Source organism: Rothia sp. HMSC067H10 (assembly GCF_001810635.1).
GTDB classification, from domain to species: domain Bacteria; phylum Actinomycetota; class Actinomycetes; order Actinomycetales; family Micrococcaceae; genus Rothia; species Rothia dentocariosa.
In genome coordinates, this window is sequence record NZ_KV802317.1 from 827,041 (window position 1) to 847,132 (window position 20,092).

A 20,092-nucleotide genomic window follows, 5' to 3' on the forward strand; every position below is an offset into this window, starting at 1 on the left:
CCACAGGCAGACAACAGCACAGCAAACCCAGAAACACCCAAAGCGCTCATAAGGGCACGACGAGACAAAGTAAGGGTACGAGTATTCATCGGTGAACACATCCTCAAAAAAAATTGTGGCTGGGTGAATAAAATACGGAAACACGATTCGCCCCCACACACTCCTACTGGCTTATGTATTTCAGGTTTCCAGCGGCGGAACCCCAGAGTAAGCCCTGAGTGAGAGTGGCGAGAATTTATCGCTTAGTAGCTACTCTACGATGATTCAAAATATTTAGCGATTCACCCGCGACATATATAACCATTTATTAATAAATAGTCCCGATATATTTATCTTATACATCAAAGGAAACAGAGCATAAGCTTTACCTTTAAACAGTATCCGCCTACGTTTTAGACAAACCCAGATATAGGATTATCCTATTCTGTTTAGTTTGCACGTTTCTTCTGGCAGCTACAGATATAACTAGGCACAGCACATTGAATCAGCAATACAAAAATAAAAACTCCCGAAATCATAATTATGACTTCGGGAGTATTCCGTTGCGGGGGCAGGATTTGAACCTGCGACCTCCGGGTTATGAGCCCGGCGAGCTACCGAACTGCTCCACCCCGCGGCGACTCATACAACTATACATACCGCTCTGCAACATCTCAACTTGAAGCTGTCTGCTGAGATAAACACCACAGAAAATCCCAAAACTGGATGTCTGAACACCCCTTATTGCTCTCATAGACAGCCCGAATCAATAATTTAAGATGACGAAGCGGGGCGCCACCCGAATGTGATGGCACCCCGCTATAACCGTCAGACCGCAAGCACTACTACATCTTATTTAGAGGTAGCTTCCCCAGAAGGACTCTGCGATGCTGAGGATGAACCGCTCGGCTGCTGCTCACTTCCCTGCTGATCCCCGCCCTGTTTCTGATCCTGCTGTTGTTTATTTTCGGCTTCAATAGCCTTCTGCAAAGAATCGTTCAGACGCTTCTGGGCCTCACCATATGCTGCCCAATCGCCCTTCTTGAGAGCGGCATCCGAATCCTGCATAGCCTTGGATGCATCCGCCAAATGCTGTTTCAGGCTAGCGGACTGGTCTGAGCCAGAGGCTCCAGAAGAGTTGGACGAAGATCCAGACGTCTTCTCACCGTTGCCTTCAGTGCCAGCTCCCGAGGGTCCCGACTGAGCATCCATCTTGGCACCGGAAGAACCGTTGAAGACCTGGTTGAGTGCTTCCTCCAGTGTGGGGGCAAACCCGACCTTGTCACCGAAGCTGACCAACACTCGCTGCAAACGCGGGTACCGTGCGTCGCCGCTAGACTGCACGTAGACCGGTTGAACATACAGGATGCCGCCCGCCACCGGCAGAGTAAGCATATTGCCGTTAATGACCTCGGAGGACCCGCGCCGCAGGAGGTTCAGCTGGTTCGAGACCTCAGCATCAGAGTTGAAGATATTCTGCGCCTGGCCAGGTCCCGGAACCACCGATGAACGCGGCAGTTCGAGCAGTCGCAGCTTACCGTAATCCGCGCTGCGTTCGCCGTCCTTGCCGGTACCGGCGTCACCATTTGCAGCGAGGAATCCGTACATCACGTTACGCGAGTTTGAATCACTCTGCTGAGGAATAAAGGTCGACGTCAGCGAGAAATGAGCCTTCCTATCCCCAGGCATCTGGAGCGAGAGGTAATAAGGCGGAATCTGGCGACCGCTATCATTCGTAGGGTCGTTTGGAATCGACCAGACGTCATCGCCCGCGTAGAGGCTGTTCGAGTTCGTCACATGATACTTATTCAGCATCGAGCGCTGAATAGTAAACATATCCGAGGGGTAGCGCACATGGTTAAGAAGCTCGGCGCTCATCTCTTTATAGCTCTTCACGGTTCCGGGGAATACGCCCTGCCATGCCTTCAAAATAGGATCATTTTCATCCCATGCATAAAGGGTGACCGAACCGTCGTAGGCATCCACGGTGGCTTTCACCGAGTTGCGAATGTAGTTCATCGAATTCGTGCGCGGATTCTGATTATTCTCCTGGCTTACACCCTGCGCATATGGGAACTGGTTTGTGGTCGTATAAGCATCCACAATCCACTGGACCCGATTATTGATAATAGCGGGGTACGCTTTGGAATCCACCTTCAAATACGGCGCAGCCTTCTGAACGCGGTCTACCGGGTTACGTTCGTACAGGATCTGCGAACCATCACGAACCGCATCCGAAAGCAAAATATCGGATGACTGGAACTTAATCGCGTAAGAGAGACGGTTCAGCGTGGAATCCAACCGGGGACCACCGTTGCCGTTGAATGTGTATTTTGCATCCGAAGAATTCGTTTCATCGGCGGACTGCGGACGGTCGAGCTCCAGCTGATCACCGCTGCCGCCCACAATGGAATACTGCGGAGAGCTCATACCGAAGTAAATACGAGGCTCATAGTTTTCAGAAATAACGCCATTCGCCTTGATACCGGACTGCATGAACTTGGGGTTACCCGCACCGTCAACCTGGTTACCGTAAGCTGCAATCACGCCGTACCCGTGAGTGTAAACCACGTGGCGGTTATACCAGGAATCATCCGAAGTCTGGGAAGGATTCAGCTCACGGGCGGCAATCACCGTGTCCTGAGTCTTATTGTCTACGGAATAGCGGTCCACCGAGAGATTCGAGTCGAACCGATAGTATGGACGGAACTGCTGCATCTGCGCGAATGCTGAGCTTACCACGTTCGGGTCCAAAAGACGGATGTTCGCAATAGTCTCACTAGAGTTCCCCAAAGCGCCTTGACGAGTATCGATCGTGGCGTCATAGGGAGTAGTCTCTACCTTATCGAGACCGTAGGCGTACCGTGTTGCGTCGATATTGCGTTGGATAAACTGCGACTGTGCAGCCTGTTCATTCGGCACAACCTGGAAACGCTGTACGATCCAGGGGTACAGCCCGCCAGCGACGAGAGCTACAACCACCAGCATCGCGGTTCCCACTAGAGGCAAACGCCAACGATGCGCGGAAGCCGTAGCCAAGAACAACACAGCCACCAGAACTGCGGAAATCGCCAAAATAGAACGTACGGGAATAATAGCGTTCGTATCGGTGTACATAGCACCGGCCCAGCGCCCCGACTGCTGCTGAACTGCGGTGTACCGTTCCAGCCAGAACGCAGCACCGCGCACCAGAAGGAAGGCGCATGCCAAAACCGCAGCATGACGGCGGAACGCGGCGGAAGTTCCTACACCGCCTGGGCGAACCTTAATACCACCGTAGAAGTAGTGCATAATAGCACCGCCAATAGCGCAGAGCACGATAACAGCGGTCAAAAGATTAACCACCAGATTGAGGAACGGAAGAGTGAAAACGAAGAATCCAACATCCAACCCAAATTCGGGGTCTTGAACGCCAAAGTCCTGGCGGTTCAAGAAAAGCGCCACGGTTTGCCACTGGCTAATTCCGGCACTCCCAATAAAGAACCCTAAAGCAACTGGTAGAATCACCAAGAGAATCTTGCGGATGCGTTCCATACCCCGACGGTACCGCGCCATACTATCGGTGAAATCACGCCCGCCAAACATGTCACGCAGAAGGTCTTCAGCATCCATATGCTCATGCTCGGTCGTATGGCGCTCATGCGGACCGGCTTTAGAAGTCTCGTGATGAGCCTGTTCCTCAGATTTATCCGCGTTTTTGGCGTCTTTCTTCGCCTGAGAATCATCGTGGTCAGCATGTTTGATGGCGTAAGACATCGAAGCCCAGAACGGTACCGCTACGACGAGTGCGGTTACAACAAAGATAGAGCTCTGAAGCAAGATTTCGGTGGTGAAGACGCTGCCAAAACCAAGCTGATTGAACCATAGCCAATCCGTATACACCTGTGTGGCATACACAAACGCCATAATCAAGACTATGACCACCGCGATGGTAATACCCAAAGGACCCGGATAGCGCCGCTTTTTCTTTTTCTGGTCTGCTCCCGCGCGACGGGGAGGCTGAGGAGGTTGATGTTCGTTATCAGATGCCGTCACGGATTCCTCACTTCGTTGGTGGCTGGAACATAGTTAATAAACATTATCTCAAATGTGGCGCTCTGACACAGACAGGAGCGTAGGCAAACACGCGGAGATTTACCGTATGTTTGCCCATAACCCGACGTGCACGCCTAGATTGCCGAAAACCTTTTACCCGCAGGTGGGGAACTGATCGGGGGCGGCTCCGTTCTTAATCTTGGTGAGGGTATCCACAGCTTCATCAACGTTATCGACCGGGATTACCTGCATATCACCTGCTGGTGTTTCCCCACGATAGTATTTGAAAACATTGGGGTCGGTTCTGCGGATTTCTTGAAGATCGTCACAGTTTTCGCGCGGTGCCAAAAAGTAGTGGGCACCGTGGCGTCCGGAAGCGATAATCTTATATTTAATGCCGCCGATGGCACCGACTTTACCGCTGGCATCTATGGTTCCGGTACCGGCTACATAGCTTCGGGCTGAATCTTCGTTTCCTGCGCCTTCGGGGGCAAGCAGGCTTTGCTCGGTGAGCTTATCGATGGTACCGAGAGTGAGCATGAGACCCGCGCTGGGGCCGCCAACACCGTCAAGGTTGTAGGTTGCCTCAAAGGGAAGATCAAAGTCCTGTTTAAGCACAATTCCAACAAGCCAGCGCCCCGATTTATCGTCACGCCGCGGCGTGAGAGTAACGTTCTTGTTCTCGCCATTCCGGCTGATTTCGAAGGTGACGGGACGTCCTTCTGAAGCTTGCACAGTTTCGGTGACATCTTTGAGAGTATTGATCTGTTTATCCCCCACTTTGAGGATGCGGTCCCCACCCTGCACCTGCCCCTCAGCGGGTGAGCCGGAGGCGGTTTGGAGAACGCTGATCTTCTCGGTCACCGGCAGTTTAAGGTAACGCGCCGCAGCAACTTTCGCCTGGGTTTGAGAATCCGCCATTTGTGCGCTGCTGACCTGGTTAGCTTGCTGGTGGGTAACGTGCGGATAAGTAATTTCGGAGGGAACCACAAGGTAACGGTTGCCGTCCGCAGCCAGCCAACTGTAGAACGCATCCGCTCCGGGGAGAATGGTGTAGGGTCCGCCGGAGACAGATACCGTGGTCATATTCAACTTCCCAGTGGTGGGATAAGTTTGCGTGCCGTTGATCTGGATAATATCTTGATCCTGGTACTGCCCGAGAATATCGAAGAGAGGTCCGGGCCCTTCTTTGCTATATGAGCTGGGCAGCACAAAAGCACCGAGCATCAGCAAACAGGTTGCGGAAGCAGTTAGAAAGCGCAGATTCAGGGGACGTCGTTCTAATAGTGGAAGAGATTCATCGCTCTGCTGATGGGATTTTCTCAAGAAAAATGCACGCTTAGCCATGCTTCTTAGAGTACCCGATATTTTTGTTGGGAACACCACATGATGAGCCGGGGTACACCGCGGCGTCAGCATTGTACGCCGCCAAGGTCATAAGATGGGCTGTGCCTAGAGCGAATACCGCGAAATCACGGCAAACTCACAGGTTTACCAGGTACCCTTTACTAGACGGGTAGGGGCAGACTGTGCCCGCCCTCAATACTGAAAGGTATGTGACATGGCTGAGAACCCCACCAACGATAATTCAAATGACCGCGATCCCCTTGAGGAGTTCCTGAAAAAGATGCAGGAACAGGGTTTTGATCCTAACGCCGAGCAGAACGGCAACGGCACAGCGGATAACCCGTTTGCTTTTCTGAACGGAAATATAAACCCTGAAGATATGAACGCTATGGGTATGTCTTTTGACCCCTCTATGCTCCAGGGTATTTTTGCGCAGGTACAGTCAATGTTTACTGCTGGGGCTAGTGAAAACGGGATTAACTGGCAGGGTGTGAAAGACCAGGCTCGTCAGCTCTTAGCGACCACCGGGGAGGATCCTGCCATCACCGAGTCTTTGAGGGCGGCAACGCGCGATGCCTCTAACCTCGCCGATCTGTGGTTAGACAGCGTCACCATTTTTGAGCGTCACAATATTTCTGTTGAGGCCTGGTCCAAGGCTGAATGGCTCGATTCTTCCTTCGAATCTTGGCGTGATATGGTACAGCCCGTAGCGGCTGAGGTAACTCAGGCGATGGTGCTCCCCTCCACCGAAGATGTTCCCGAAGAGCTGGCTCAACTTTTGGGCGGCACCGGATTCTTGAACAATATTGGTTCCATGATTTTTGGGGCTCAGATGGCGCAGGCGCTGACCGAGCTTGCCGGTGAGGTATATTCTTCTACCGATATTGGATTCCCCCTCGCGCCAGGGCGCAGTGCGCTTTTGCCCGCCGGTTACACTCAGCTTGCTGAAGATATTGAGGTGCCCGCACAGGAAATTCTGCTGTACCTGGCGGTGCGTGAGGCAGCGCTGATTCGTCTGCACCGCACAAACCCGTGGCTGCGTGAAGATATTTTGGAGCTGGTAAGCCGTTATGCTCGTGGTATCCGTGTGGATATGAATCGTATTCAGGATGCCGCATCCCAGGTAGATTTGAGCAACCCCGAGGCCGTACAGGATGCCTTTGACGGCGGCTTGTTCAACCCGCAGCGCACCGAAGACCAAGAACTTGCAGTTGAGCGCCTGGAAGCTCTTCTTGCCCTAGTCGAGGGCTGGGTATCGCTGGTGGCTGAGCAGGCAACCCAAAACCTGCCCACAGCCCCGCAGCTGGCGGAAACACTGGTACGTCGCCGTATCGAAGGCGGCCCGACCGAGCGCGTGTTCGAGACTCTGGTCGGCTTGGAGATTCGCCCTCGTCTGGTGCGTGAGGCACAGAATTTCTGGCGCACCTATGAGGAGAAGCACGGATATGAGGCCCGCGATGAACTGTGGGCAGCGCCGGAGACTCTGCCGACCGCCGCTGAGCTTGAAGACCCCGATGCCTATGAAGCACGCCAGGATGAGTTCAAGGTTGAGGATATTGACTTTGACACCGAGCTGCAGAAACTTCTGGACGGTGGTTTTGATGAAGGCGAGTCCGACGGCGGTGAATCTTCCACCGGCGACGAACCTAATACATAACACGCCACGCTTCGTAATCGCGCATTAGACGCTGTGGGCGATCGAGGGATGCGCACCGCATCTCATGCGTGATACCAGCCGATGAAATGCTCTGTGGGTTCCGAAGGTTTTCTGCCTTCGGGGCCCACATTTGTTGTGGATCATCGCGGTTCTTAGTTGGTGGCTTGCGCGCTTATAAATTCCATACCCGCCAGGAATGCCCGTGCTTTATCAAGGTCAGGGAACCGGGCTTCTAAAGTGCGAAAACGGGCGTTATGGTGAAGTTCCACGAAGTGACAAAGTTCGTGGTAGATCACGGAGTCCACCACGTATTCGGGGGCTCCTTGAAGATCATCGGAAATACGGATGGTACCCTGAGTCGGTGTGGCGGATCCCCACCGTTTACGCTGATTCGAGACCCAACGGATAGAATTGGGAAATTTCTCGGGCACGAGCTCGGGCAGATGCCTTGCAGCCAGAGCACGAGCACGCTCCGTTAAGTAATCATCAGACGCAAAAATGCGGCGCCGCCGAGAAGTCTCCCGTTGCTTCCTTTGCACACGGGGAATCAGGTTTTCCAGATATTCGCGAATTTGCGCATCCGTACTCGCCCCGGGAACCAACAGGCGAATACTTCCATCTTCCTGTGGCTGGGCACTGACGGTTCTGCGGCGGCGAGACGAACGCACCACCAGGATTTCCGGGGCGGATACGGTCGCCGGAATAACTTCGTGGTGCTGTCGGACTTTCTGTCGTGCCATCATATGCTGCCCTATCATGAGCGTTAGGTACGGTGTCTTATGATCGTAATTCTCCGCGAGTGCGCAGGTATTATTTAGCTGTGTCAGGTGGATTGACGGGACGGGTCAATATCATCCAGGAAGCGGGAACGACGGCGTTTTCCCCGCCCACCGGCGGTCCGTGAATCCGACCATGTGAACCACAGGTATTTGCGGGCACGTGTAATCCCCACATAAAGCAGGCGGCGTTCTTCATCGATCTCGTCGGAGGTTTGAGCAAAGGTAATGGGCATAAGTCCCTCATTTAAACCGCAGAGGAAGACCGCATCCCATTCCAGCCCCTTTGCAGAGTGCAAAGAGGCTAGCGTGACGCCTTCCATGACGGGAGCATCCTGGGTGGCAAGACGGTGCGCAAGCGTTGCAACGATATCGTGTACGGTAAGTCGATGCGGAACCGGAGCCCCTGAGGCCTCCGCTTGAGCGATGTCTTCGATGCGGGTAGCTTCCAGATGATCAACCATTGAGACGATCGCGGCAAGAGACTCCCATTTTTGGCGTACAGCTCCAGCGGACTGGGGCGCTTTTTCGGTGTATCCCAAAGGTTCCAGCACTTCACGCACATAACGGGGCACGTTCTCGGAACCGTCCGTTGATTTTGCCGACGCTCGCAGGGCAAGCATCGCTTGCTTGATCTCGGGACGATCGAAGAATTGCTCAGCTCCGCGTAACTGATACGGAATACCGCGATCGGCGAGCGCCGCCTCCAGAAGCCCGGACTGCCCGTTAGTGCGGAAAAGTACCGCGATTTCTGATGCCGGAACGCCATCTTTTTCGAGGAGATCCTGGATGTCTTCAGCGATACCCTCGGCTTCACGTTCGTCATCCGTATATCCGAACCATTGGCTTTCAACTCCCGGTCCGCGCTGGGAAATGAGTTTGAGCGGGGGTGCCCAGGAGAATTCGGTGGAATCCGGGCGTGGACGCCGTGCTGCTAGGAGTCGGTTTGCCAGTTCGACCACTTGACTGTGCGAGCGGTAATCTCGGGTGAGCCGTACTGTGTGTGCGCCCCGGTACCGTCGCGGAAATTCCAGAAGGTGCCGACTGGTGGCGCCGGTAAACGAGTATATGGTCTGCGAGGCATCGCCCACGACGCATAAATCGTCGCGCTCCCCCAGCCAGGCGCCGAGAAGGCGCTGTTGGAGGGGCGAGACATCTTGATATTCGTCTACCACGAAATGGCGGTACTGTTCACGGATGGTGGCAGCGAGCGCATCGTCATCTTCGATGATGCCGACGGTCAGAAGCAGAACGTCCTCAAAGTCGATGAGGTTCCTTTCGTCTTTGAGGTCTTCGTAGGCGCGGAAGAGCCGCACCATGTTCTGCGGGGTTATTCCGGAGGGCAAGTTGCGCTGGTGCAGGTGCGGCGTGAGGGTGTCGGGGGTGAACAGGCTGACTTTTGCCCACTCGATTTCTGCCGCAATGTCGCGTACAAGTGCCCGGTCGACGCTCATGCGCAGGCGCTGGGCGGCTTCGGTGATTAAACCGGCCTTATGTTTGACGATATCGGGGAATGAACCGCCGATAGCGCTGGGCCAAAAATACCTGAGTTGGCGCAGCGCTGCGGAGTGAAAGGTTCGGGTTTGGACTCCTACGGCGCCGAGGGATCGCAGTCGAAGGCGCATTTCTTCTGCCGCGCGGGTGGTGAAGGTAAGAGCCATAACGCGTTGGGGAACGTATTTTCCGCAGGCGATTCCGTAGGCGATTCGGTGGGTGATAGCGCGGGTTTTGCCGGTTCCGGCGCCTGCGAGTACGCGCATCGCGCCGTTGAGTTCGGAGGCGACCCGGCGTTGGTCTTCGTCGAGACCCGCGAGAATGTCTTCGGGGGAAAGCTGGGGCGTAGCGTGATTTTGTTGGGGGGCTGCTAGTGAGGGGACCGGTCGTGCCGGTACCTGTGGAGTTTGGGAACGAGTCGGGGATGATTTTTGGGCGGGTATGCCGAAGAGAGCTTGCTGTTTGGATGCTCCGGCGCCCTGTGCTGGCATAACGCCCCTCTCCTGGTGCTCTGCGGGTGTTCACACGCTGGTTACTATTGTACCTTTACCTCAGGTGGGGTCTGTCTGCGGCGGTTAGTATAAGCATGCCCAAGGTAGGAGTATCTTTATTCCGTGTTTATTGCTGCGTGACCCAAGTTTTCAAGGGATCGTACGCGAAAATGTGTGCGAGGGGCGAACGTGCCGAACCTCATGAGGCTCATTTGATACCCTAAGAGGGTGACTTTAACGCCTCTTCAGCTTGCCGCCATTGTGTCAGCGGGTGTGCCGGGAATTTACCCTGTGGGCGCATCCGCCGTTCTTGACGACACCGCCGATTTTGACTCAGCTATTATTGTGGATTCGACCAATCGTCGCTGGCGTGTACGTGCTCCTCGTCGCCCCGATGCCAGCATGCGGCTTGAGGCGGAGCACCTTATTCTTCAGTCTTTTACCCCCGGTCTGCGTGCTCGCCTGCCTTTCCAGGTGCCGACTGTGGTGGGTACTGTGCCTTATCAGGACGGCAGCGTTTTCATTTACACGCATATTCCCGGTACCTCTTATGAGGTTGATGATCTTGCGGCGCAGAACGGGCATATGGCAGATGGTCAAGATAACCTGGCCGTTTCTCTCGGTAAAATTTTGGCGACTCTGCACACGATGCCGCACGATCTGGTGTTTGAGGCGGGCCTGCCCTCGTATAATTCTGAGGAGATTCGCCGCCGCCGCAGTGTTGAGCTTGAGCGTGTGGCGCAAACCGGCAAGATTCCTGCGGATCTGTTAGCACATTGGCGTTCGGTGCTCTCCCCCGGTCCCACATGGCAGTTCCAGGCTCACGTGATTCATGGTGACATGAACTCCGATAACCTGGTACTTGACGGCGCGAAGATTGTTGAAGTGACCGGTTGGTCTGATGTTCAGGTGGGAGATCCCGCCCAAGATTTTGCGTGGCTGTTCTCTTGTTCCGATCAGGGCTTTACCGACAGCGTATTGGATGCTTACCAACGGCAGATGCGCCCCGAACCGGATGAGCATTTGATTCAGCGAGCGCACTTCTATGCAGAATTTGCGATTGCTCAGTGGTTGGCGCACGGTGCTGAGATCGGCGATGACGATATTGTGCAGCATGCCGTCGCCATGCTTTTAGATGTGCAGGATGGTCTGCGCGCGACCGGTGGGTTACTCGGGCAAGAAGAGGAAGAAGATATTCCACAGGTTATTGACGACGAAGATTAGAGTAGAAAACGATAGGTTTAAAGGCTGAGACGCCACCCTGTTGGGTAGCGTCTCAGCCTTTATTTTGTTGCGACTAAGGATATATTCCGGTTGCGCTATCTACCTCTACCATGATGCATGGACCAGGCTACCGCGGCCGCCCCGGAAGTTCTTCGCCCCATCCGGCGCGGGAGATAATGCGTTCAAGCTGCTGTTCGTTCTGCAGACCACCGGCAATATCGGTGTCCCACACGGTCTGGTCGGAGCCCACATAGTAGAACGCCGCGTGTACACGTTCAGGGTCTATCCCCTGTATCTTAGCGAAGGCGAGCCGGTACAATGCCAGCTGGATGCGTTTATGCCGCATCGCGTGTGCGGAGGGTTTACGCCCGGTTTTCCAGTCCACGAGATCCCAGTGTTCCTGCTCCTGGAGGGTGCCGTCGGCGTTAGTGATCTGTTCGGTGCGGCGGAAGACCGCATCAATACGCCCGCGGATGTTCACGCCCGCCACGTGAGTTTCTACCGGATATTCGGCGCGCCATATGGTACGGGAAGCCCATTCACTCTCAAGGAATGTCGCGCGCAGTTTATCAAGGTCGAAACTGCCGTCAAGATCATCATCGCTATAAAGTTCGTCCTGTATATCGAGCATAGGTTCGTCCCCGAAGTACTCCTCAACCCAGGCGTGGAAAAGTGTACCCTGCCGCGCCGCCGCAGATGGCTGCATCGGTACCGGACGCACCAGGCGACTCAGAACCGTCTCTTTATCCTCCGACAAAGCAATGAGGGTGGATGCCGACATATGCTCGGGTTTCGCAGGAACCGCTGGGGTAACGGCGCGCTGTGCCAAGGCAAGAAGCAGATCGACCTCATGCTCCCAATCTTGAATCTGCTGAGCTTCCGCTTCGGTAGGGTTGGCAAGTTTATCGAGATCGTCAAGGCTTAACGATCCGCGTGCCACGTTAAGAGCGGCACGCTCCACCCGTGCACGCCGCTGACCGGGTACCGCAATAATGTCACGATTCTCGGTGCGTTCGGCGAGGTCTTTCTCGGATGCCCAGCGGATCACCTGAGCGCCGTCAAAGGGGTCAAAAGGCCAGTCGGCGGTCAGCACGGAGCCCTGCTGCGGGTTATCTTTCACCCACGCCGCCGGTTCCAAGAAACGGTGCACAATCTGCGGTCGAACCCCCGGCTGCTCAGGGCCTTGTTTTCCCTGAGCAAGCTGCGCTAAAGGTTCGCGGGCGTAGCGGAAATTCTCGACCGCATCCAGCCCGTAATGCTTTTTGAGCTGTTCCAGATTTTCATCGTATGCCCCTTTGGACTCCTGCGGATCGGGCAGGTCGGGCTCCTGTACGCCGCCCATCAGCGCCTGCTTCACCCGGTGCACCTCAGGCAGATTCAGTACCTCGGCATTTGTGATCGGGTTTCCGTCGTCGTGCACAAGCGCATGCGCAATCTGCTCATAGACCGCGCTTGTATAGCACTGAGAAGCCGCCGCATCTTCGGGGTCATCAGGAGCGGGAATAACCGGTACAGACGTACCATTTTCCAGGCGTATGCCCTGGGGAATACTGTAATTCTCAAGCCACAAGCAGCGCCCAAAAAGTACCTCAATGCTGGCGTCACGATGCTCAATCGCCCACCCAGAGGTGTAAAAACCGGTGCCCAGATAGCTCGGGTAAAGCCAGGGTGCCACCTGAATACCTTCGTAAGGTTCCTCAGCATCACCCTGCGCGAATTGCACCAGCTCGTTCCAATAGGGCTCGGGCTGATAGGGGTTTACATTCGGACCCACCCATCGGCAATTACTGATGTGCAGCAGCGAGCGGGCGCGGGTCATCGCCACATAAACCAGCCTCCGTCCCTCAAAGCCCACATAGTCATTCGCCATATCTTCGCCGTCTTCAAGACGCGCATTGAGCTCTTTATAGTTCTCTAGGGCGCTCACCTCTTCAGCCCGTTCCAAAGCGGACGGCAGATAGTCGCGGTCACCTCGTAGAGGCCAGGGCAGGCTTCCAGGTTCCAGGCGGTGCCAGGTGTGTGGGCGAGTGGGATATTTATCGCACATGCGTGGCAGATACACGTGATCCCATTCCAGACCTTTCGACGCGTGCATCGTAAGGATTTGCACCGCATCGCGCCGAGGTTCCTCTTCGGCGGGAGTTAGCCCCCGCTCGTGGTTTTGGGCCTGTTCCAGCCAGGAGAGAAAACCCAGCAGATAGCTAATACCGTTGGCAGAGAGCACAAACCGCCGGGCGGTGGGGGCGTCCTCATCAACCTCGGTTCCGTCTGCGCCAGCATAGAGCATCGCGTTGATGCGCGGTGAACTCGCAGCGTAACTTGCGGCGACCTCATGAAAAGCATCCAGATGCGCGCGCGATCCGTAGGCGTCCCCGCCGGGGCGGGCGGCAAGCTCGATATCCAGGAGCATCACACGCTCAATCTCATAGAGCAGGGTGCCAATATCCTCGGTGGTGAACTGGCGCAGATACTCAACCTCGGCGGTGAAAGCGTGCAGACGGCGCAAACCTTCAACGCTCAGACGGCGCCGGGATTCGGGGTAATCCGCAGGGTAAATGGGGTTACCGGCCTCATCCGCTGTGGGAAGATGCTCGATCGCTTCAATAAGCGAACCGTATTCGACGAGGTCTTCCACAGCGTTTTTATGGGCCCGCTCAAATTCTTCGTGGACGGCACGCAGATTGGCATCGGTATCAGTTTGAGGGCTCGAAGGTACATCTCCGCTCGTCTCCTCAGAGGACTGCTCGCCAAAGGTTCGTCCCATATTTTTCTCGCGCGTGGTCGTCAGGTAATTCGACCAATCCCCCAGCGCAAGCAGATCCGCTGTGCCCAACCGCCAACGTGCGCCAGCGAGCAGACGCATCAGGGCGTCCGAACGGTTCGGGTCTGCTAAAACCCGCAGCAACGAGACCATATCAATAATTTCGGGACGTTCCAGAAGCCCGCCCAGACCAACCACCTGCACGGGAACACCCAGGCTCTCGCAGGCCTGGCGAATGGGTTCCATCTGCGCCCGGGTACGGGTAAGCACCGCCATCGTGGGCATCTGCGCCGGAGTACCGGCGTAGCGGGCGCGTTCCTGCACGATACATTCGGCAATGCCCTGTGCTTCCTCGGTCTCAGACCCGTAGCGTGCCAACTGCACTGAGCCGAGCATAGCGCGGTAACCTGATTCATCGGGATTGAGGATCACCGAGCGAGGCCGCAGATCGGGCACGTGAGGCGGAGCAGGGGCACGCACCCAATCGGGAATATTCTTGAGTTTAGCGGCGATCAGGTTTGCGGCATCCAAAATAGCGACGTCATTACGCCACGCAACTGTCAAATAAAGAGGCGTTTCATCGCGTGTTGGGAAGTATTGATAAAAACTAAACAGCTGACCGTCGGAAGCACCGCGGAACCCGTAAATAGACTGTTTCGGGTCTCCCACCGCCATGACCGGATGCTCAGGCTGACCGGGACACCCATCATGCCCGTCGCGAGCGCCATATAAATCAGCGAAGAGCCGCAGCTGGGCGTGCGATGTATCCTGAAATTCGTCAAGAAGCACAACCTTATAGCGTTCCCGCTCCAGCTGTGCGGCGGCTGGCACCTCACGGGCGATCCGCGCTGCCAACGCTATCAAGTCGCCGTAATCGAGCACCTGCATACGCGCTTTCACTCGCGCATACCGCTGCACAAGCTGCGCCAAAATAATTTTGGCTTTCAGCCTCTCTATGACCTTTTTTGCGTTGGCACTGGGACCGGGCGAACTGAGTGATTCGTACGCCGCCAGGTGTGCGGAACAAAATTCGATAACCTGCTGCGGGCTTACCAGATGTTCGGCGCACTCCCCCGACAGCTGCAAAAGGCTCTGCACGATCGTACTTTTTGAGGCAACTCCCGAGGCTGAGCTGGCGGCGGGCAAGTCACCGTCCCAGTACTGCACGATCTGCGCGGCGAGCTGCCAGGCTTGAGCATCGCCAAGCATTTGTGCATCCTGCTCAACGCCCAGGCGCAGACCGTATTCTTTGACGAGATTATTCGCGTATGAGTGGTAGGTAGAGACGGTGGGCTCGGAAGAGCCTGCAAGAAGTTCTTCTTCGCTCAGCTCAATCAGGTTACGTTCGCGCAGAATATTTAGGCGGGTGCGCATGCGATCGCGCAGCTCTCCTGCGGCCTTGCGGGTAAAGGTAACGCCCAGAACTTCATCGGCGCGCACGATTTTATTGGCCACAAGCCACACCACACGATCGACCATCGTCGCGGTCTTTCCCGAGCCCGCGCCAGCGATCACAAGCCGCGGTTCAAGCGGCGACTCAATGATGCGAACCTGTTCATCGGTGGGCGGATTCAACCCCAGCGCATGCGCGATCTCGCGGGCGCTAAGTCGAGCAGGTTGGTGTGCTGTTCCCCCGGATACTCCGGATGCGCCACGGTCGCCGTCATGCTTGTGCGGCTGAGCCGGTTCAGAGGTAGTCATACGGTACGTATCCATTCCTGACGGGGTGATAGTGTCAGCTGTATCAGATGTGATACAGCCACAGGATGCAGTTTACCACCGACGCAGTTCAGAATAGAGGCCGCACGTCACCCTCTAGGAACCACTGGTGTCCTGTGAGAATCTGTCGTTTCTGCTGGGGTTGCCTGCTCGGCACACCAGCAAGCAAAAGCCCCGTTGTCGGGCTAATCCTGAGTGATCTGGCGTCCCTGCGGGCATAGGGGGCAAATTTCCGGCAGTCGGCAGGTTTCTCCGGGCCGGTGCCGTGCCTGCATGACGGCACCGGCAATCAGCTCCGCCGCACGCTGAACCAGCTGAACCGCCCAGATACCGGTTTCGGGGTCGAGCGCATCCTGCTCTTGGGGACGATTTCGGGAAGAAGCTGCTGTGCCGTCGCCCAGCTGCACGAGCGCGGCTCCCCCAGATTTGCGCGTGAAAACCTCGAAACGCTGGGGCGCCGCCTCACGGTGCTCAAACCCGGCAGGAATATCAAGACCGTCAGGCTCAACGCCGAAATCACGGCTCATGGCATCCCCGGCGCCCGCCTCTACCGCTACCTGATAGGCAGCAAGCTGGGCGTGCTCGGCGATCTGGTTTTTATTGGGTTTGGTTTTACCCGTCTTCAAATCGACGATGACGTATCGACCGTCCTCGGTTTTCTCCAGCCTATCGACTCGCCCAGAAATCTGGGCGTTCACAGTATCGCCAGGAACCAAAACCCGGAAGGCCCCCTCCACGCCCACGAGTTCGCGGTGATCACCCGGCATAATCTCGTTGATATACGCCGCGAGTTTATCCACCATTTTCTCTGCACGTTCACGTATCTGCTGCCCCTCCCAAGTATCAGGCAGAGCAAGCGTGCTCAGGCGTTCTTCAAGCTGACCGCGCAGGGTCATATAGTCGGCGTCCGGGTACTCTTCTGCGATCGCGTGAATGAGCGTTCCCAGCGAGCGTGATGTATCGGTCTGCGCCTCGGCACGAGCCGCCGATACGAACCAGTCCAGGGGCGACTTATGAATCGTCTCGATACGCGAGGGCGATACCGGAACTGTGAGTTTTTCGGGGTCACCAGAGTCAGTCGACAAGCTGTCGCGATGCGGATGCGGTGTAAACGCATTCTGTTCGGTCGAGAGAGGCAAAAGTCCCCACCACTGTTCCGGGGCTGCCCCCGGTGCCCCGGCCTGCGCCAGCCTGTTGAGCTGTGCTGCCGCAGCATTTGCCAAGGTGGGGTCTGTATCTTGAGCCTGCGCATACCGCCTCAGTTCCGCGACAAGGGCGCGCAGGGTCATGGGGCGGCGCACGTGGGTGATGTCGGCGGTGCGCGCATCCGGCACGAGAATATCGAAAAATTCGCTGGGTGCGTCTTCCGTTGAGCTCACGGCGGTGACAACGAGCCTTTCGTTCGCCCGCGATATTGCCGTGGAGAACATGCGTAATTCGTCGTGCCGCACCGCCCGCACACGGTCGCTCATGCGCACCTGCTGAGCTGCGGCAATACCCATATCGCAGATGTCGGTCAGCTCACCAGCTTTGAGGAGCGAGCCGCGCACCGTCGTATTCGGCCAGGTTCCATCCTGTAGCCCACAGACGTAGACGGTCTGCCAGTGCCTGCCCGCTGCGAGTGCCGGGGTGAGGATTTCAACCGCATCGTAGCGTTTGCCGCGCGCCGCGAGAGTATCCATGGGAAGGTCTTGGGCATCGATATAGTCGAGGAACAGCTCAGCGGAGGAACCGGGCATCTGGTCGACGAAACGAGTAGCCGCCTCAAAAAGCCCTATCATGGCGTCAAGATTTCGATGCGCCCGCTCGGCTTCCGGCCCGGTCTGCGCGCTTTCGGTCACCCAAATTTTTTCGAGTCCGCTTGCCTGCCACAGCGCCCAAAGTACGGTTTCGGCGTTGGCGCCGCGTTCGGTGAGAGCCTTATGCCCGGCGGCAAGTACACGTGCCACGCGGCGTACCGCCGCACCGATACCTTGCGCCGGAAGTGCCTGCGGGTTCAAGAGGGCGCCCAGCAGAAGATCGTCGCTACAACGGTGCCCGCCCGCTCGCAGTTCTGCGGCGCGAAGCTGCTGACGTAGACGGCGCACTTCCATGCTGGATGCGCCCCCAAGCCGCGAAGTCAGCAGGGTAATCGCATTGTGGGCACCGCTGCCGGGGTTTGTGCGATTTTCTTCGGCGAGAACATCGGCTAGGCTTTGCCGCGCAAGCTTTTCGGCCTCATCATCGGCAGAACGTGTGCCCGCCTCCGTGACAGCTTCGGGGGGTATATTCTCCGTGAGGCTCCCGTCAAAATCGTTATGATCCGGCAGTTTCAGGTAGTCGGCGCTTTGCTGACGGGCATAAACCAGCAGAGAAAGCGCATCCAGGAAAGGGCGTACAGCGGGTTCATCACGCACCGGAACTAGCGCTGTACCCGTCACGGTGGGGATGCCGGATGCCGCCAAGACACGCCGGAACCGCGCAACTTCGGTGCCGCTTCGCACGATAATCGCCGAACGCGCATACGCCGCTCCCCGGTACAGATAGTCCTCAAGAAGGAGTTGTGCTACCTGGTTCGCCTCGTCCTGAGGTGAACCCAGAAGGTACCCGAAAACCCCCTCGGGAAGTTCATCAGAGTGCCGCGGGTCAAGCAGGTCACCATCATCGCTGAGGCGCAGGAGCGCAGATTCCTCATATTTACTCGGTGCGGTCTGCGGTTCGCGCGGCGTAGGTGCATTCGCAATAACGGGGAGCCGACGCGCGATATTTCTCCAAGCCAGGGTGATGGGCGCATTCATGCAGTACGAAGTCTTCAGTTCTTCTCGCTGCAATTCCGGGAAAATCTGGGGTAAAGTCGCCGCTAGATCGGGGCGCGCACCGCGGAACCCCTGCACCACGGTTTCAGTGCAGCAGGTTATTAGTACCCGTGCGGACGGCGCAAATGCAGCCTCCACCGCATCACGCTGATCACCCGTGTATGTGGCAAGAACCTGCCCCGGCTCGCGCCCTACTAGGATGCGCATCAGCCGGTACACGGAGGGGCTCAGTTCCTGCACATCGTCAATCAGGATCAGGTCGAAGCGCGCGCGTTCTTCCCGCAAATATTCGGGGTTTGCCAGCAGGAAGGCGCACGCTTCATGGATTAACGCGGCGGGATCGTAAGCGTTTGGGGCACGCAGACGACGAATCTGCTGGTACTCGGTATAGAGCTGCGCCACCGAATGCCAGGCTGGGCGGTCCAGGGTTTGCGCCAGGTTTTCAAGTTCTTCGGCGGTCAGCGCATATTCGGCAATACGGTCAAAAAAGTCACGAATCTCCTGGCGGAAACCGCGAGTACCTAGAGCCTCATGCAAATCGGCGGGCCAACGCACCGCCGCGCCCTTGCCTTCGCGGTGCCCCGCCAGGATTTCGCCGATCATCACATCCTGCTCGGGCCCGGAAAGCAGCTTCGGAGCGAACTCCACCCCGGGCAAAAGTCCCGACACATGCGCGCGACGCAGCAGATCGAAGGCATACGCAGCCCACGCGCGAGTGGGCGCGGTAGACATGCTGCGGTCGATACGCCGTGCCAGCTCATCGCGCACACGAGTAGCACCCGCGCGGGTAGGGGTCAGCACCAAAAGCCGCGCGGGATCGCCCCCGGCGTTCAGAAAATCTACCGCCGCCGTAATCACGCGCTCAGTCTTGCCCGTACCGGGCGCCCCCAGGATGAGTGTAGCCGTCATGGCTTTAAGTTTATCGGGGTTTCTCGGCGCTACGCAGATGTGTCCTCTGCCTGAGAACGTCACGAAGCATCGGGCATTTACACGCGAACTCCGCTAGGCTTGAGCTATGAGCTGGATAGATGCCCCTCGCGCAACCTTCGATTTAGAGACCACCGGTGTCGATGTAACGACCGCCCGCATCGTGACCGCTTCGCTGCTTCTGCTGAACCCGGATGGGAGCGTGCAGCGAGCTGGCGAGTGGCTGGCTAACCCCGGCATTGAGATTCCCGAAGGTGCCGCATCCGTGCACGGTATCACAACCGAATATGCGCGCTCCCACGGGCAACCTGCCCAACAGGTGATCTGGGAGGTCGCGGGTGCGATCGGTTCGCTCTTCCTAGACGGCATACCCGTCATCGCGTTTAACGCCGCCTACGATTTTTCGGTGCTTCACCACGAAATGCTCCGCTATAACATCGCCCACGGCGAGCTTCCCGCCGGGCACATTCTTGACCCGTACGTGATTCATAAGCACGTTATTCCCCGCAAACGCGGCAACCGCAAGCTCGAAACCCTCACCGCCGAACACGGTGTGGTTCTAGAGAACGCCCACACATCTAAGGCGGATGCGCTCGCCGCCGAGCGGCTACTCGTTAAGCTCGCCGAGCGTTTCCCCGAGGTCGCCACGGATGCCGCTGCCCTCCACACGCATCAGGTTCAGTGGTCGCTTGATCAGGCGCGCGATTTCCAGGACTGGCTGCGCACCAAGCCGGGTAAAGAGAACGAGGTTATCGACGGTCGGTGGCCAATACGCCGTTAATTCTCTATCAGCCTCGTTGATTTCGTCACGTTGAACAGACTCTGTTGAGGCCGCTTCGCTCCCCTATTCACTATGTATCGCGAAGGTTATCTCGCCGGTTTGCAAA

General features: G+C 56.7%; 9 protein-coding genes and 1 tRNA gene. 3 read left to right on the forward strand and 7 right to left on the reverse strand.

All coding sequences use genetic code 11. The features are described from left to right. Positions 1-542: 542 nt before the first annotated feature. The 3 genes from HMPREF2756_RS10545 to HMPREF2756_RS10555 all read right to left on the reverse strand — a co-directional run bounded on the left by HMPREF2756_RS10545 (position 543) and on the right by HMPREF2756_RS10555 (position 5,361). Positions 543-616 (reverse strand) — tRNA-Met (locus tag HMPREF2756_RS10545). Positions 617-831: 215 nt separating this feature from the next. Further along, positions 832-4,014, reverse strand: coding sequence for a UPF0182 family membrane protein (locus tag HMPREF2756_RS10550; protein ID WP_070620945.1), 3,183 nt, complete (start codon positions 4,012-4,014; stop codon positions 832-834). A gap of 153 nt (positions 4,015-4,167) precedes the next feature. Next, complete coding sequence (locus tag HMPREF2756_RS10555) at positions 4,168-5,361, reverse strand: YlbL family protein (RefSeq protein ID WP_070620946.1); 1,194 nt, start codon at positions 5,359-5,361, stop codon at positions 4,168-4,170. A 214-nt stretch (positions 5,362-5,575) separates the two neighbouring features. On the opposite strand from HMPREF2756_RS10555, the gene HMPREF2756_RS10560 reads away from it, so the two are divergent. Further along, a complete protein-coding gene (locus HMPREF2756_RS10560; protein ID WP_070554252.1) occupies positions 5,576-7,018 on the forward strand; it encodes a zinc-dependent metalloprotease in 1,443 nt (480 codons plus the stop codon). A gap of 152 nt (positions 7,019-7,170) precedes the next feature. On the opposite strand, the gene HMPREF2756_RS10565 is transcribed toward HMPREF2756_RS10560, so the two are convergent. Next, on the reverse strand, positions 7,171-7,761 hold the full coding sequence (locus HMPREF2756_RS10565; RefSeq protein ID WP_070621099.1) for a M48 metallopeptidase family protein: 591 nt from the start codon (positions 7,759-7,761) through the stop codon (positions 7,171-7,173). A gap of 80 nt (positions 7,762-7,841) precedes the next feature. Beyond that, positions 7,842-9,779: an ATP-dependent helicase gene (locus HMPREF2756_RS10570; RefSeq protein WP_070620948.1), complete on the reverse strand. Its 1,938-nt coding sequence runs from the start codon at positions 9,777-9,779 to the stop codon at positions 7,842-7,844. 228 nt (positions 9,780-10,007) lie between these two features. Here HMPREF2756_RS10570 and HMPREF2756_RS10575 point away from each other — a divergent pair, with 228 nt between their 5' ends. After that, entirely contained in the window at positions 10,008-11,003 is a 996-nt protein-coding gene (locus HMPREF2756_RS10575) for a macrolide 2'-phosphotransferase (RefSeq protein WP_070535902.1), read from the forward strand. 127 nt (positions 11,004-11,130) lie between these two features. On the opposite strand, the gene HMPREF2756_RS10580 is transcribed toward HMPREF2756_RS10575, so the two are convergent. Next, positions 11,131-15,465 carry an ATP-dependent DNA helicase gene (locus HMPREF2756_RS10580; RefSeq protein ID WP_246825931.1) on the reverse strand — a complete coding sequence of 1,445 codons (4,335 nt, stop codon included), beginning with the start codon at positions 15,463-15,465 and terminating at the stop codon, positions 11,131-11,133. A 203-nt stretch (positions 15,466-15,668) separates the two neighbouring features. Then, positions 15,669-19,187, reverse strand: coding sequence for a UrvD/REP family ATP-dependent DNA helicase (locus HMPREF2756_RS10585; RefSeq protein WP_070620952.1), 3,519 nt, complete (start codon positions 19,185-19,187; stop codon positions 15,669-15,671). A gap of 106 nt (positions 19,188-19,293) precedes the next feature. On the opposite strand from HMPREF2756_RS10585, the gene HMPREF2756_RS10590 reads away from it, so the two are divergent. Continuing rightward, positions 19,294-19,986, forward strand: a complete 693-nt coding sequence (locus tag HMPREF2756_RS10590; RefSeq protein WP_004005081.1) for an exonuclease domain-containing protein — start codon at positions 19,294-19,296, stop codon at positions 19,984-19,986. Positions 19,987-20,092: the final 106 nt, after the last annotated feature.